Below are 14,510 nucleotides of genomic sequence, written 5' to 3' on the forward strand. Positions count from 1 at the left end.
GAGGAGGACAAGGTGTTTTTCATGCAAGACCACCATGGCTTTTCGCCGTCCCATCACTCGCACGGCCATCATTATCGTTCGTGGGACGGTCGTGATGATTGTCAGGACCGGGATCATCACGGCGGGCGCGGGCCGAAGTTTCATCATGACAAGGTCGAAATCGGGCATGTGTCGGGGCGAGCCACCGCCGACTGGTGGGAATGGGTGCTGTCCTATCCGGAGGTCGAGAACCCGCAACTCGATACCACGGGCGAGTTGGCGGATCTTGGCGATTTCGGCCGCACCTTCTTCGTCGCCGGCACGTTCAGCGGCGATGTCGAGCGAAGCTTCTCCGTCGATTACGGCCAGACGCTGGTCATTCCCTTGATCAACGTCGTGAGCTTCGCGACAGAACCGGACGATACCGCCGCCTCCCTGCGCGAGGATGCCGCCGAATTTATCGACGCGGTCGAGGACCTGACGCTGATCATCGACGGCAAAGTCTATTCCGACGAGAAGCTGTTCGATTTCCGGACGAAATCGACTGTTTTCGATGCCGTCGTGCCCGAAGGCGGCGTTCTTCCCGCAGGCACTTACGATCCCGTGGTGTCCGACGGCTACTGGGTCAAGGTGAAGGGGCTATCGCCCGGAGAGCACACGATCGAGTTCGGCGGCTCGCTGACTGACGACGAGGGCAACACCTTCGATGTCAACATCACCGATAACATCACGGTCGTCGCGGACAGGCACTGGTCGGATTGGTCGTGACGAACGATCCGGTCGAATGGGCCGTGGCGACCGGCTCTTCCTAACCCGCGAACAGGCGCCTCATAAGCAAAAAGCCAGCCGACCCATGGGATCGACCGGCTTTCCGACTGGTAGCGGAGGAGGGATTTGAACCCCCGACACAAGGATTATGATGATGCGTGTGTTACTAGCAATTTCTGTGGCTTAAGGCCGTTTTTCTGGGTTTTTTCTGGAGTCTCAGCATATCTCACTCAGTATCACTGCACCTATAGTCCAACCAAATTCCTCGTCGTCGCCCAAACCAACTCAATTTATACTTCCACTTATACTCCCACATTGAACAGAACAGTTTTGTTCAATGTAGTGCGAGATGATGCTTGGCCGCTCTGAACCGCACCGGGATTCCCGGAGGCCGATTTGGTTGAGTCACGCCGCCCTGGCGCCGTCCTCGGTTTGAGCATAGTAGCGTGCTTCGGCCTCGGCGGGTGGAATGTTGCCGATGGGTTCGAGCAGGCGCCGGTGGTTGAACCAGTTGACCCATTCCAAGGTGGCGAACTCGACGGCTTCCAAGTTGCGCCATGGCCCTCGGCGTCGGATCACCTCGGTCTTGTAGAGGCCGTTGATCGTCTCGGCCAAGGCGTTGTCATAGGAATCGCCGACGCTGCCGACCGACGGCTCGACACCGGCCTCGGCCAAGTGCTCGGTGTAGCGAATGCTGACATATTGCGACCCGCGGTCGGAATGGTGGATGAGGCCGCTGCCTTTGGCCGGACGGCGGTCGTGAAGCGCCTGCTCCAGGGCATCCAGGACAAATCCGGCGTGTGCGGTGCGCGAGACCCGCCAGCCGACAATCCGCCGGGCAAACGTGTCGATGACGAAGGCCACGTAAACGAAGCCTTGCCATGTCGCCACAAACGTGAAATCCGCGACCCACAAGGCGTTCGGGCAGGACGCCTGGAACTGGCGGTTCACCCGGTCGAGCGGACACGGTGCCGCCCGGTCGCTGATCGTCGTCCGCACCGTCTTGCCGCGTGTCACCCCCTTCAGCCCCATAGAGAGTGTCAGGAATTTCGTGTGAGGGCGGGCATACTGGGAGAAAAGGAGATCCCGCATGGCTCGTCGCAAACCACCCGTCATCCCTGACGCCCTGCTCGACCAACTTCTTGCCGGGTCCGACGCGAAGAGCGCGTTCGATCCGAACGGCCTTCTGGACGGCCTGAAGAAGGCACTTGCCGAGCGGGCGCTGAATGCCGAGATGGACCATCATCTCGCCGGCGAGGACGAGGCCGGCAACGGCCGGAACGGCTACGGCCGCAAGACGGTGCTGACCGACACCGGCAAGCTGGAACTGGAGATCCCGCGCGATCGGCGGGCGACCTTCGATCCGCAGCTCATCGCCAAGTACCAGCGGCGCTTTCCGGGCTTCGACGACAAGATCGTATCGATGTATGCCCGCGGCATGAGCGTCCGGGAGATCGTCGGGCACCTGCGCGAACTCTACGGCGTGGAGGTCTCGCCCGACCTGATCAGCGCCGTGACCGACGCCGTGCTGGACGAGATCGCCACCTGGCAGGCCCGGCCGCTGGAGCCGGTCTACCCGCTAGTGTTCTTCGACGCCCTGCGGGTCAAGGTCCGCGACGAGGGACTGGTCCGCAACAAGGCCGTCCACGTGGCCCTCGGTGTGCGGGCCGACGGCACCAAGGAGATCCTCGGCCTGTGGCTGGAGCAGAACGAGGGCGCCAAGTTCTGGCTGCGTGTCCTGAACGAGCTGCGCAACCGCGGCGTGGAGGACATCCTGATCGCCGTGGTCGACGGGCTGAAGGGCTTTCCCGACGCCATCCAGGCGGTGTTCCCGCAGGCCATGGTCCAGACCTGCATCGTGCACCTGCTGCGCAACAGCCTGGAGTTCGTCTCCTGGAAGGACCGCCGGGCCGTCGCAGCCGCCCTGAAGGACATCTACCGGGCGATCGACGCCACGGCCGCCGAGGCCGCGCTGGAAGCCTTCGAGGACAGCGCCTGGGGACGCAAGTATCCGGCCATCGGCCCGTGCTGGCGCCGCGCCTGGAACGAGGTGGTGCCGTTCTACGCCTTCCCGGCCGAGGTCCGGCGCATCCTGTACACCACCAACGCCATCGAATCCTTGAATGCCAAGCTCCGCCGGGCCGTTCGCGCCCGAGGCCACTTCCCGACTGACGATGCCGCCCTGAAGCTGATCTTCCTGGTCTTGCACAGGACCGAGAAACAGTGGACCATGCCGGCACGCGAATGGGCCATGGCAAAGGCTCAGTTCGCCGTCCTCTTCGGTGAGCGCTTCACAAAGGCATTCGCCTGATCATGCGAAACCGCCCGCCCTCACACGAAATTCCTGACACTCTCGCCCCATACGCCGCATCAGCCGGGCCACTGTGCAACGCGCCACGTCAAGGCCTTCCCGCCGCAACTGCCGCCAGACCTTCCTGACCCCGTAGACCTGGAAGTTCCCGTCCCAGATCCGCCGGATAGCCACGCTGAGTTCCGCATCGCTTCGCCAGCGGGCCGGCGCCTTTGACGGGTCAGTCCGCAGGGCGGCATGGGCGTGATAAGTTGACGGGGCGATCGGCAGCACTTTGCAGATCGGCTCGACCCCGTGGACGGCGCGCTGCTCGTCGATGAAGGCGATCATTTCCTGAACGGGCGGTCGAGCTCCGCCTGGGCAAAATACGCCGATGCCTTGCGAAGGATCTCGTTCGCCTGGCGCAGTTCCCGGACCTCGCGCTCCAGCGCCTTGATCCGCTCCTGCTCGTCCGTCGTCGGGCCGGGCCGTTTCCCCTGGTCGCGCTCGGCCTGCCGGACCCAGCCCCGCAGCGTCTCCGCCGTGCAGCCGATCTTCGCCGTGATCGAGCTGATCGCCGCCCACTGCGACGCGTGCTCGCCTTCGTGATCGAACACCATCCGAACCGCGCGTTCGCGGATTTCAGGGGCGTACTTGGGTGATGCCTGTTTCGTCATGATGACCCCAGTCTCTCAAGAAATGGGGCCTCCGGTAAACCCGGCGCGGTTCACACCTCACTGACCAAGATCGCTTTCCACCCCCAGTTCCTCTTCCTCTTATCAAAGCTCTGGACAGCGACTCCAGTCACGACATCCTCGTCATTGATATCACTGGCTCTCACGAGATCAGGCGGAATGAAGATGTTGTCGTCAGTGAAGCCCAGGCCATTCCTTACTTTGACCATACTCCGAAAGGACCGGCAGACCTGAGTGCCAGGCGTTTTGCTCGTCGCTTCGGCCGTCAGGGCGCGCACGCCTCCTCCCTTGCGAGACTGGAACGTGGCCAGCTTGAAGGAGACGAATGCGCCGACAGCGGCTATCCCCTTGTAGTGGGCGAGAGGGAAGGTTCCCTGTGCTTCCCGGCCGGCCGTGAAGTGCATCAAGCCCTTGCTGGGGTTGACGTGGTCGACGATTCCAACCGTTTCAGGGAAGATGTCAAAGGGCGCACCGTCCGGACGGTCGGAGACCGCATGGAGAATGAAGCGCCGCTCGCCCTCAGGGTCGTAGTCGGCCTTCACCCGGATGGGCTGGCCAATCCGCGGCGACTTCAGCTTCAGCCTGTTTTCCGGGATAGACACTTCGGCGGGAAGAAAGGGGGTCTTGAGATAAAGCTTCCGCCTCGGCTTCCCGTCCTGTCCTTCAACAGTGAATGTTTCTCCCACGCAGGCGTCGATCCAAGGGAGGTCAGAGAACAGGAGGTCGTCGGCTGCGGCCGCGAAGCGCGCATAGAAGCCGGCCTTAGGGGGCGTGGCATCGATGGCTGCATACCAGTCCATGGCGGTCATGTCCTGCACGTCGACAGGCACACGATGGCCGGAGCGCTTCTTGTGCTCGAAGATCCGTTCGATCTCCCCCTTTGCCTCGGCCGTATGCCCGGCGTCCAGGAACTCGCGCGCGAGCTTCAGGCGAAGCGGACTCACGAAATTGTCATCCTGCGAGCAGGTCAGAGACTTGCAGTAGCAGGCCAGGCGTGTCCCAGGATCGGCCTGAAGATCTCCGAGAAGCTCCCATGCCCAATACTCCTGGGATTTCGTCTTAGTGAAGGAGAGCGCAAGGTTCCGGGCCTCGTCCTGGCGTCCAAGCGCCCGGAGGAGCTTCACTTTGTTCAGCTCCAACCAGTGGTTGTCCGGGAAGCGCGCCATCATGCGGTCGACGAAGAGCAGCATGTAGTCGAGATCGGCACGGTTGCCGGTCTCGGCGGCTTCCTTTGCGGCCTTCATGACCACCTTCTCGGCGAGCGCGGGGATGCTCTTCCCGTCCTTCGCGGCGAAACGCTCGAAGTCCTCCTGCCGGAGATGCTCGAGCCCCCAGAGACGGGCGAAGGGCAACATCTTGAGATGGTCGCCGGAGGCGAGGCGCGAGGCCATGTACAGCATGCAGCTGTGAAGCTGCGAGGGACGCTCGACCTCGAGTCCCATATAGGCGTTGAGATGGCGCCGAGCCTCGCCCACGACGGCCGGCAGCAACTCCTCTGGGAGCTTCTTCCCCAAAAGGTCCTTTGTCGCTTTGTAGAGATCCCAGCCATAGTTCGTCGAGATCTCGGGGCCAAGCGGCTTGCGGCGGGCAAGATCGGCGTAAATCTTGATCGCGTCGCGGAGGCGCCCAGCTTTGCTGTGCTCCTGCGCCTGGGCGATCTCGCCCGCCCCTTCCTCGAGGAGCGAGAGCGCACGGCCACGCTCCTTGGTGAGGATCTCATCGTTCTCGGGCAGCTCCAGCGCCCGCAGCTGACGGGCATAATCCTCGGCCGCTTCGCTGGAGCCCTTCCGGGCGTTCGCCTTCAGAAGGTCGATGAGGCACCAGGCATAGGCTCGAACGTCCCAGGCATCTCGGTCGGGCGACGTTATGCGCTCCCGCGCCATCTCGTAGGCGGCGTCGATCTGGCGGTCCCGGCGGAGCTTGAAGACCTCGCTCGACGAGCTCATCAGCCTTTCCTAACAGGCAGCAGGTCGATCACCTCAGACAGGAGCGCACGCGGCGCCCGCGATGGGTTGACCGGCTTGCATGTACTGAAGGTGCCCCTTCCGTTGTAATAGATATCGACGACCACCGCGTCGGAGCCACGGGCGAAGGTGTACCGCTGGCACCATGGCAACTCGGCCACGTCCGCGATCTGGATCCCCCGCTCCTTGGCCCGCGAAAGGAGCCATTCGTGGAATGTGCCGAGGAACTCCTGGCTGGGGACATAGATCACATCTTTCGACGAGGACGCTCGATTGGCGGGTGTCAGGATGCGGTCCGACAGGGCACCCAGGCACTGATTCAGCTCGTCGCTCAGCGCGTTGACCTGGGTCGGCATGATCCTCCCGATCTTTCCCTTGCCGTTGTAGGCAATGTTCACTCGGGCGGATTCACCGTCACGGCGGAAGAAATACGCTTCCTGATACTGATTATGGACGATGTCCTCGATTTCGATGTTGGTCCCTTCAAGGACGGCCTGCACATGCCCCAGGATGGCGAAGAGGACCCCATTCTGCTCGGTGAGGCCGAAGCGCTCCGGTGGGGCGTCGGGGCTGCCAATTGAGGCCTCCGGTGACACGGAGATCGTCTCCGCCGACGAGCAGGACGTGGCGAAAGGAGGCATACCTATTACCTTGATGTCCGCGCCCACCTCCCGATGCGGGGGCTTGACCATGTAAAGACGACCCTTCGCTCGTGTCATCGCTGTGTAGAGCCATCGAAAGTAGTCGGATGAGAGTTCGTTTTGGCCGCGCGGGCAGACGACGAAGACGTGCTCCCATTCGCCGCCCTGGGCCTTGTGGCAGGTGACTGCGTAGCCGAACTTGACCCGCAAGGCATTGAAATACGGGTCAGCCCGAAGGACTTCTTGGAAGTGATTGCGGTCCTTCCTCAAATGCTCGTGCCGCATGCAGAAGTCGATATAGAGGGCCTTTTGCTCGTCGGACCCGATGTTCGGGTTGCTGTCGTAGAGCACGTTCTCGAGGATCTTCGTTTGGATGAACTGCGCGCGTCCGTCCGTGTCCCGGACACCCAGCAAGGCCCCCCGGAAGGAAATGGTCACCTCGACGGTCTCCACGGCCTTGGTGTCGGGGTTCTTTCGTCGGATGGATATGCGGCGGGTTTCCACCCGTTCATCCACCTCCTTAGCCAGGATGAAGTCGCCATTCGCGATGAAGAGGCCACTGACGGTGATGTTCGCAACCACCATCAGCTTGTCGCCAGGAACGATCTCCGACTTTCCCGGAAAGAAATGCTCGCGGATCATGCGGTTGTAGCCAGCGGCTTCCGCGTTCGAGCGGGCCACGATGATGGCCTTGTCGTTGATCGCGTGATTGCAGGCCTTGAGGTAGCGGGAGAGGACCCGATCGCCCTCGACCTTCTCGATGTCGGGCACGCTGAAGTCGAAGGTCAGCTTGCAGAATTTTCCGCTCTTCAGGCTGTCGCGAAGCGGCATGACGTTTCGAAGAACGCCGCTGTCCGCCTTCTGCCGGACGACGTCCTCAAGTTCGTAGCTGCGGCAGCTTACGCCGTAGGTTTTGTGGAGGTAGTCGGCATCGAGCGCGGGGGAGAATGACATATCAACTGGGGGCAGCTGCGCCGTATCCCCGATCAGAATGATCTTTTTGTCGTGGTCGTTGTGATCGAGCCGGACGAAGTTGAAGAAATCCTTCAGAAGATATCCGGATCCCGAGCGGAAGAACTCGCTCTCTTGGTAGGCGTCCGAGATGAGCGACGCCTCATCGACCATATAGACTGCGTTCGCCGCGTCGTCGTTGGTCGCGATCTGGGCGTAGTTCTTGAAGGTTTCTGACCCTTTAAGACCCTCGTCGGTATATTCGATTAGTTCCTTGAAGTTATAAATTGTGCGATGGAGCGTCCCGGCTCGGTACCCAGTCTTCCCCTCGATCACTCGCGCGGCGCGTCCCGTGGGAGCACAGAGGCGGAACATACGCCCTTGGGCCGAAAGGTAGTCGGCCAGACCTCTGATGATAAAGGTCTTTCCGGTACCCGCATGGCCCTTGAGCAGAAAGACCTCCGCCTGGGGGGCTGCGAAAAATCGCTCGAGTTCCTCGACTGCCTCCTCTTGGCTCTTCGAGAGGGTCGCACCGGCGAATGCTTCCCTCAGGCTGATAGGGGTCCTGAGCTCCCTCGTGGTGGGATCGACAGCATTGAACGCCTTGTCGGAGGCCTCCCTCTCCTGTCGGCTGTCATCTTGGGACAGGCGCGCAGGTTTGGCGGCGGGGTCGGACGCCTCCTCTCTCCCACCGCCGGTTTCGGCGAGCGCCTCCTCGACGGTCTCGCGGGACGCGCCGGCGGGCCGCGCCCCAGGATCGGGGAGGCGAAACGGCCCCGAGGCATACAACTCTTCGGGTGCGATGAGGCGACAGAACCACTGGGCCAGAGCCCACGCATCCGCGAGAAGGCCTGCCGCCTGCGCCGCCGAGACCGTGCCGCCATGGGCCGCCTTGTTCCCAAGAAGCCTGAGAGTGTGAAGCTTCCCGAGAAGTCGCTCATTCAGAAGGCGGTTGTCTTCGAGGAATCGCAGGCGATCGATCTGCCGGCCGTTCGTGAGTTCTGGCAAGCTTTTCAATTGGAAAAAAGCGGAGATAAGAAGTTCCCCAAAGCACCGAAGGCGGATGGCTGTCACATCCGCATCGACATGGAGTGCGGATTCGGCTTGGACGGCATGCTTATGCAATTCCGGCCAGCGGGTTTGCAGGAACTCAAAACTACTCGTCAAAGCCGAACGTCCCCGGTGTAGCCATTCTCGTACGCAGCGCGAATTTCTAGCAAAGCTCACATCACGCGAGCGTATGGAGCTTCACTGACGCGATAATAGCTATGCATTGACAGGCTGTTAAGCGATGATTGCGTAGCAGGGGCAAAAGTTCGGGCGCTGAGCAGGGCGCCGGGGTTGCACACGACCGATTTGATCCCGATTTGTTCTAGACATGTCGAACCTGGAAAAGCTGTCCCTGTCTGACCTGTCGCGTGGCGACTGAACGGCACCATCAAGTTGGCGGCGGGTTGGGTTGCCCAATCGGTGCGGGTCGGTTATGAGGTGGCCATGACGACCTCAACCAAGCCCCCTACGTCGGCCACCGCTTTCCTCCGGAGCTGATCAGCCACGTGGTCTGGCTATACTTCAGATTTCTACTGAGCCTTCGTATGGTGGAGGAGATGCTGGCCTTCCGGGGCATCGTGGTCAGCCACGAGACGATCCGGCAATGGGGCCTCAAATTCGGCTAGGCGTTCGCCAACATCATCCGCCGGCGGCTGCCCCGGCCGGACGACACGTGGCATATGGATGAGGTTGTTCTCAATATCGCCGGCCAGCCCCATTATCTCTGGCGCGTCATGGATCTTCACCGACGCCCGACGGCCTTGACCCCGCAAGGCCACTGCCAGCTTCTCCAAGCTCTTCGATACCCACAGCAGTGGGCGCTCCGGGCAGCCCAGCGTCATCGGCGCGACCAACTCCAGCAGAGCGCGCTCCAGCGTCGCATCTGTCTCCGTCAGCCGCTTGCGCCCGCCGCCCGGTCAGCGCGGGCGTGGCCCGGACGGCGGCACCCCGTCGGCGATCTCCTTGAGCCCGCGCCAGATCGTGCTGGGGGCGATCCCGATAGTCCGTGCCACGGCGGTGATGCCACCATAGCCAAGCGCCTGGGCTTGGGTGGCGGCAAACAAACGGCGCCTCCGCTGGTCAAGGCTGGGACGCAGAAGGGCGTATTGGTGGCGTAGCGCGGCTTCATCAATCATGAAGTCGAGTCTATCTGCTGCGAGTCCCGCTGAGGATCCCCTCAACACCCCTCGACCGCATTCGATTCATTCATTCGGGCACGCTTCCTTAATTGCACGGCCGCTCCAGCGTGCCGTGTTTTTCGCTGCAAGACTTGACAAAGCCCCAGGGGTACGGAACCGGCGAGGACACCGGGGAACAGCCGGCCGAGACGGGTCCGGAGAGTCCCGGGATGCGCGCGCCGAGCCTGCCGCTCGCCCTTCGTCTTCCCGCCAACCCCTTGCCAGCACGGGTGAATCGGCGCCCTGCAACGGTCCCGTTTTCCTGGAAATCGTTCTGGAAACCCACAGAGACGCCCTGCTAACCCATTGATTCTGCTTGGGACGGAATGAGACGGCGGGAGACAGCTCCGGGCTAGGTTTCAGGCACGAAAAAGCCCGCTAAGGTTTTGACTTAGCAGGCTTTTTAATGGTAGCGGAGGAGGGATTTGAACCCCCGACACAAGGATTATGATTCCTCTGCTCTGACCAACTGAGCTACTCCGCCGCAGGCCCGGTTTGTCGCCGGGAGGCCGTCATATAGTTCGCCGAAGCGGGCACTGTCAAGCGCTTCGCGGCGTTTTTTGCAGCCCCCGATACCCGGCGCGGAAGCTGCATTCCCATAGGAAAACTTTCGTAACCGGCAGCCGTTATGATGCCCCGCCGCACGGTACGGATCTTTGACAATCGCATAGGGGAAACCAGTCCGGCCGGTCGGCGGGGCAGGGCGGTCGGAACGGCTCCGACGCTACGGATGATGACATCCGCTGTCGTCAGACCCCGGCGCGGCGCGACCGCCGCGCCAAGCCACCCCGGAACGCCCCGCCACGTTTGCTGACGTTTGCTGACGTTCGCTGACATGCTCCAGGGGCATCGCGCCTCCCCTCCCGGCAAACCCGGGCCGCCGCTCAGGCCGCCGCCAGCCCGTCTTCCGCCCGGGCGATCCAGCCGCCGCCCAGCACCCGGTCGCCCTGGTAGAACACGCAGGCCTGCCCGGGTGCCACGCCGAACTGCGGCTCGTCCAGCACGACCTCCACGGCCCCGGCCTCCGCCGCCGGGAACACCGTCGCCGCGGCCGCCGGCTGCGCCGACCGCAGCTTCACCTGCACCCGCGTCCCGCCGGCATCCGGCGCGTCGCCGGCGCCCAGCCAGTTGACCTCGCGCACCAGCACGCGGTCGCGTCCCAGCGCCGCGCGCGGCCCGACCACCACCTGGTGCAGGGCCGGGTCCAGCCGGACGACATAGAGCGGGTCGCCGCCGTCGCCCTTCTGGCCGCCGATGCCCAGGCCCTTCCGCTGGCCGATCGTGTAATGGATGATTCCCTCGTGCCGGCCCATCACGCGGCCGTCCACATGCACGATGTCGCCGGGTTCGATGGCGCCCGGCCTCAGCTTCTGGACCACCTCGGCATAGGAGCCGGTCGGCACGAAGCAGATGTCCTGGCTGTCCGGCTTGTCCGCCACCACCAGCCCGAACCGCTCGGCCAGCGCCCGCACCTCCGGCTTGTGCATGCCGCCCAGCGGAAAGCGCAGGAAGTCCAGCTGCTCGCGGGTCGTGGCGAACAGGAAATAGCTCTGGTCGCGGGCCGGGTCGATCGCGCGGTGAAGCTCGGCGCCATCCGCGCCCATCGCCCGGCGCACGTAATGGCCGGTCGCCAGCGCCTCGGCGCCCAGGTCGCGGGCCGTGTCCAGCAGGTCGCGGAACTTGACCCGCTGGTTGCAGCGCACGCAGGGGATCGGCGTCTCGCCGCGCAGGTAGCTGTCGGCGAAATCGTCCATCACCGACTGGGAGAACCGGTTCTCATAGTCCAGCACATAGTGCGGGATGCCGATCCGGTCGGCGACCTGGCGGGCGTCGTAGATGTCCTGGCCGGCGCAGCAGGCTCCCTTCCGGCCCACGGCCATGCCGTGGTCGTAGAGCTGGAGCGTGATCCCGACCACGTCGTACCCCTCCTCGCGCAGCAGGGCGGCGGTGACCGAGGAGTCGACTCCTCCCGACATGGCGACGACCACGCGGGTGTCCGTCGGCGCCTTGGCGAAGCCGAGCGAGTTCAGGGCAGGGGAACCCACGGCGACGCGGCCCGCCGCGGCGGAGTTCGAGGGGTACTTCAGGGGTGAGTCCATGCCCGGCAATATAGGCGACTGCCGCCGCGCCGCAACAGGAGTCGGCGCCTCCAGGGTCAACGTCAAGTCTCCAATGGGGCGGCAGCTTGGTTAATACAAAGGATTGGAGGAATAAGGCCCTGGCAATATCGTTCATGCATATAGAGAAAAGGTGCATCTCGCAGCCATGGCGGTGGCACATTTCGTGCCCTCGCGGTATTCAGCCTGGGTGACCAAGGTCCGAAACTGTCGTGGCTGGAGCGACTATTTAAGGCGAATGCCATTGAAATCCGCTGCACGCCATCGACCCGAAAACTCTAGGTCCCGGCATTACGGACCCGTTGATGATGGATTGAGCAGACCATGGCCAGCATGGACGCGATAGACCGCTCCGAACCCGACCACTCTCAACCGTCCTCATCCAGGCCCCCGGCCTCGTCGGCGCGTACCCGGCCGGTGCCGCTGTGCGTGGACATGGACGGCACGCTGCTCAACACCGACAGCCTGATCGAATGCTTCTTCGCACTGATCAAGGACTGGCGCGTGCTGTTCGCCATGATCGGCTGGCTGATCCAGGGCAAGGCGCATCTCAAGCAGCAGCTGGCGCTCCATGCCCGGCTCGACCCGGCGCTGCTGCCCTACAACACCGGGCTGCTCACCTGGCTTCATGGGCAGAAGCGGCTCGGCCGGCGGCTGATCCTGGCGACCGCGGCGGACCACGTCATCGCCGACTCCGTCGCCCGCCACCTCAGGATCTTCGACGAGGTCATCGCCTCCGACGGGGTCAACAACCTGCGGGGAACGGCCAAGGCGGAAGCCATCGACCGGCACCTCGGCGGCCAGCCCTACGCCTATGCCGGCAACGACTTCTCCGACCTGGAGATCTGGCGGCACGCCGACTCCGCCGTCCTGGTCAACGCACCCAAGAGCGTGTGCAAGGCGGCGGCGGAAGTCACCCAGATCGAAGCCCATGTGGACGACCGCGCGCCCTGGACGCGCGCGCTGCTCAAGGCCCTGCGGCCCCACCAGTGGGTCAAGAACATCCTGGTCTTCGTGCCGATCGTCACGGCCAGCGCGCTGTTCGACCTCGCGGCCTGGGGCGACGCGCTGCTGATGTTCATGGCCTTCTGCTGCACCGCCTCGGCCATCTACATGATCAACGACCTGACCGACCTGGCGGCCGACCGGCAGCACCACCGTAAGCGCAACCGGCCCTTCGCCAGCGGCGCGCTGCCGCTCTACCACGGCCCGATCGTGGCGCCGGGGCTGCTGCTGCTGGGCGGGGCGCTGGCCGCCGCGGCCGGGGCCTTCGGCGTCGTCGTGTTGTACGCCATCTGCTCGATCCTCTACTCGTTCAAGCTGAAGAGCATGGCGCTGGTCGACCTGTTCATGCTGGCCGCCCTCTACACAATCCGGCTGTTCGGCGGCGGCGAGGCGGCCGGCTACCCGGTTTCGCTCTGGCTGCTGGGCTTCTCCAGCTTCGTGTTCCTCAGCCTCGCCATCGTCAAGCGCGTCGCCGAGCTGATGGCCCTGCCGCCGGAGAACAAGGGCAAGCCGGCCGGCCGCGGCTACCGGGCGGGCGACCTGGACATCCTGCGGCTGATGGGCGTCGCCTCGTCCTTCACCTCGTGCCTGGTGCTCGCCCTCTACGTCCAGTCCGACCTGGCGCTCGGCCTCAACACGCTGGACGCGCTCTATTGGGCGATCGTTCCGCTGATGCTGTTCTGGCAGTGCCGCCTCTGGCTCGCCACCTCGCGCGGCAAGATGCACGACGACCCCATCGTGTTCGCCGCCAAGGACCCCGTGTCGTGGGTCGTGTGCGGCGCGGTCTTCGCCATCGTCGCCGTCGCCCACCTGCCCGTATAGAGGTACCGTGACCCCAAACCGGATCCCCAGCCAGACTGGCGCGCCCACCGGATCCCGCTCCATGATGCGGCGGGCGGAATACGGCGCCGTCATCACCGCCGTCGTCTTCGTCGCGGCCATGACCGCCGCCGGCATCTGGTTCGGCCTCGACGAGGTCTGGCACCGCATGTGGGCGCTCAGCCCCGCCGTCCTCGCCGGCCTGCTGCTGCTGTCCCTGGTCAACTACGCCCTGCGGGCGTGGCGTTGGCACCTGTTCGGCCTTCATCTCGGCATCGACGTTCCGGCGGGGCGTACCGGGCTCTACTATGTCGCCGGCTTCGCCATGACCACCACCCCCGGCAAGGTGGGGGAGGCGCTGCGCCTCTGGTTCCTGGAGCGCTGCCATGGCTACCGCTACGAGCGGACCGCCCCGCTGCTGATCGGCGACCGCATGGGCGACGCCGTCGCGGTCACCCTGCTGTGCCTGACCGGGCTGTCGGCGTTCGGTGCCGCCTACGGCGCCGGCACCCTGGTGGCGGCCGCGGCGCTGGTGGGCGGGCTGCTGATGCTGCTGCGGCCCGAGGTGCCGCTGCGCGGGGTGCTGCTGGCCTACGGCCTAGTCGGCCGCTGGCCGCGCCTGTTCGGCGGCGCCCGCACCGTCGTGCGCAAGACCTCGCGCCTGCTCGACCCGCGCATCTTCGCCCTGACCTCGGCCATGGGCGTGGTCGGCTGGCTGTGCGAGGCCTATGCGCTGCACTGGCTGCTGGTCGACATGGGAGCCCACATCACGCTCCAGCAATCCATCTTCGTGTTCGCCTTCGCGATGCTGGTCGGCGCCGTCTCCATGCTGCCCGGCGGGCTCGGCGGCACCGAGGCGACCATGTTCGGCCTGCTCAGCCTGCTCGGCGTGCCCGCCGACACGGCCCTGGCGGCGACCTTGATCATCCGGCTGACCACGCTATGGTTCGCCGTCGGGCTGGGGTTCGTGGCCTTGCCGGCGGCGCTCCGGCTGGCCCGCCAACCCGCGGCGGAGCGTCTGGCGACCGCCGACGGAATCAGGTGAGTTCTTGA

General features: G+C 64.2%; 7 protein-coding genes, 1 tRNA gene, 4 pseudogenes and 1 other annotated feature. Of the genes and pseudogenes, 5 read left to right on the forward strand and 7 right to left on the reverse strand.

Annotated features, from left to right (window positions below; translation table 11 throughout):
* Positions 1–21 precede the first annotated feature (21 nt).
* Complete coding sequence (locus tag JL101_RS08620; RefSeq protein WP_228435361.1) at positions 22–747, forward strand: hypothetical protein; 726 nt, start codon at positions 22–24, stop codon at positions 745–747.
* Positions 748–1,152: 405 nt separating this feature from the next.
* Here JL101_RS08620 and JL101_RS08625 read toward each other — a convergent pair.
* Positions 1,153–1,854, reverse strand: a pseudogene (locus JL101_RS08625) (IS3 family transposase); the annotation flags it as partial.
* On the opposite strand from JL101_RS08625, the gene JL101_RS08630 reads away from it, so the two are divergent.
* Positions 1,838–3,058 carry an IS256 family transposase gene (locus JL101_RS08630; RefSeq protein WP_203104651.1) on the forward strand — a complete coding sequence of 407 codons (1,221 nt, stop codon included), beginning with the start codon at positions 1,838–1,840 and terminating at the stop codon, positions 3,056–3,058. The pseudogene JL101_RS08625 and the gene JL101_RS08630 sit on opposite strands and share 17 nt — an antisense overlap.
* A gap of 45 nt (positions 3,059–3,103) precedes the next feature.
* Here JL101_RS08630 and JL101_RS08635 read toward each other — a convergent pair.
* The 3 genes and pseudogenes from JL101_RS08635 to JL101_RS08645 all read right to left on the reverse strand — a co-directional run.
* Positions 3,104–3,714 (reverse strand): annotated as a pseudogene (locus tag JL101_RS08635) (IS3 family transposase); the annotation flags it as partial.
* Positions 3,314–3,430: a sequence feature (AL1L pseudoknot), on the reverse strand. (Overlaps the previous pseudogene by 117 nt.)
* Before the next feature lie 50 nt (positions 3,715–3,764).
* A complete protein-coding gene (locus JL101_RS08640; protein WP_203099831.1) occupies positions 3,765–5,678 on the reverse strand; it encodes a DUF7017 domain-containing protein in 1,914 nt (637 codons plus the stop codon).
* Positions 5,678–8,455: a DEAD/DEAH box helicase gene (locus JL101_RS08645; protein ID WP_203099833.1), complete on the reverse strand. Its 2,778-nt coding sequence runs from the start codon at positions 8,453–8,455 to the stop codon at positions 5,678–5,680. The genes JL101_RS08640 and JL101_RS08645 overlap by 1 nt, the downstream gene beginning before the upstream one ends.
* Positions 8,456–8,832: 377 nt before the next feature.
* Between JL101_RS08645 and JL101_RS08650 the strand changes: the two are divergent.
* Positions 8,833–9,078 (forward strand): annotated as a pseudogene (locus JL101_RS08650) (IS6 family transposase); the annotation flags it as partial.
* Between the two features lie 6 nt (positions 9,079–9,084).
* Here the strand turns inward: JL101_RS08650 and JL101_RS37100 are convergent.
* The 3 genes and pseudogenes from JL101_RS37100 to mnmA form a co-directional block, all read right to left on the reverse strand.
* Positions 9,085–9,474, reverse strand: a pseudogene (locus tag JL101_RS37100) (ISAzo13 family transposase); the annotation flags it as partial.
* Between the two features lie 449 nt (positions 9,475–9,923).
* Positions 9,924–10,000, reverse strand: a tRNA-Met gene (locus JL101_RS08660).
* A gap of 400 nt (positions 10,001–10,400) precedes the next feature.
* On the reverse strand, positions 10,401–11,546 hold the full coding sequence (gene mnmA, locus JL101_RS08665) for a tRNA 2-thiouridine(34) synthase MnmA (RefSeq protein WP_203100099.1): 1,146 nt from the start codon (positions 11,544–11,546) through the stop codon (positions 10,401–10,403).
* Between the two features lie 411 nt (positions 11,547–11,957).
* Here mnmA and JL101_RS08670 point away from each other — a divergent pair, with 411 nt between their 5' ends.
* Together JL101_RS08670 and JL101_RS08675 are read left to right on the forward strand one after the other, a co-directional pair.
* Positions 11,958–13,460, forward strand: a complete 1,503-nt coding sequence (locus JL101_RS08670) for a UbiA family prenyltransferase (protein ID WP_203099835.1) — start codon at positions 11,958–11,960, stop codon at positions 13,458–13,460.
* Between the two features lie 61 nt (positions 13,461–13,521).
* Positions 13,522–14,502 carry a lysylphosphatidylglycerol synthase transmembrane domain-containing protein gene (locus JL101_RS08675; RefSeq protein WP_203099837.1) on the forward strand — a complete coding sequence of 327 codons (981 nt, stop codon included), beginning with the start codon at positions 13,522–13,524 and terminating at the stop codon, positions 14,500–14,502.
* Positions 14,503–14,510: the final 8 nt, after the last annotated feature.

It is taken from the genome of Skermanella rosea, assembly GCF_016806835.2.
In the GTDB taxonomy this organism is placed as follows: Bacteria; Pseudomonadota; Alphaproteobacteria; order Azospirillales; family Azospirillaceae; genus Skermanella; species Skermanella rosea.

Coding starts and splice junctions, on each gene's coding strand:
- JL101_RS08620 (WP_228435361.1), top strand. CDS start 22: ATGCAAGACCACCATGGCTTTTCGCCGTCCCATCACTCGCACGGCCAT.
- JL101_RS08630 (WP_203104651.1), top strand. CDS start 1,838: ATGGCTCGTCGCAAACCACCCGTCATCCCTGACGCCCTGCTCGACCAA.
- JL101_RS08640 (WP_203099831.1), bottom strand. CDS start 5,678: ATGAGCTCGTCGAGCGAGGTCTTCAAGCTCCGCCGGGACCGCCAGATC.
- JL101_RS08670 (WP_203099835.1), top strand. CDS start 11,958: ATGGCCAGCATGGACGCGATAGACCGCTCCGAACCCGACCACTCTCAA.
- JL101_RS08675 (WP_203099837.1), top strand. CDS start 13,522: ATGATGCGGCGGGCGGAATACGGCGCCGTCATCACCGCCGTCGTCTTC.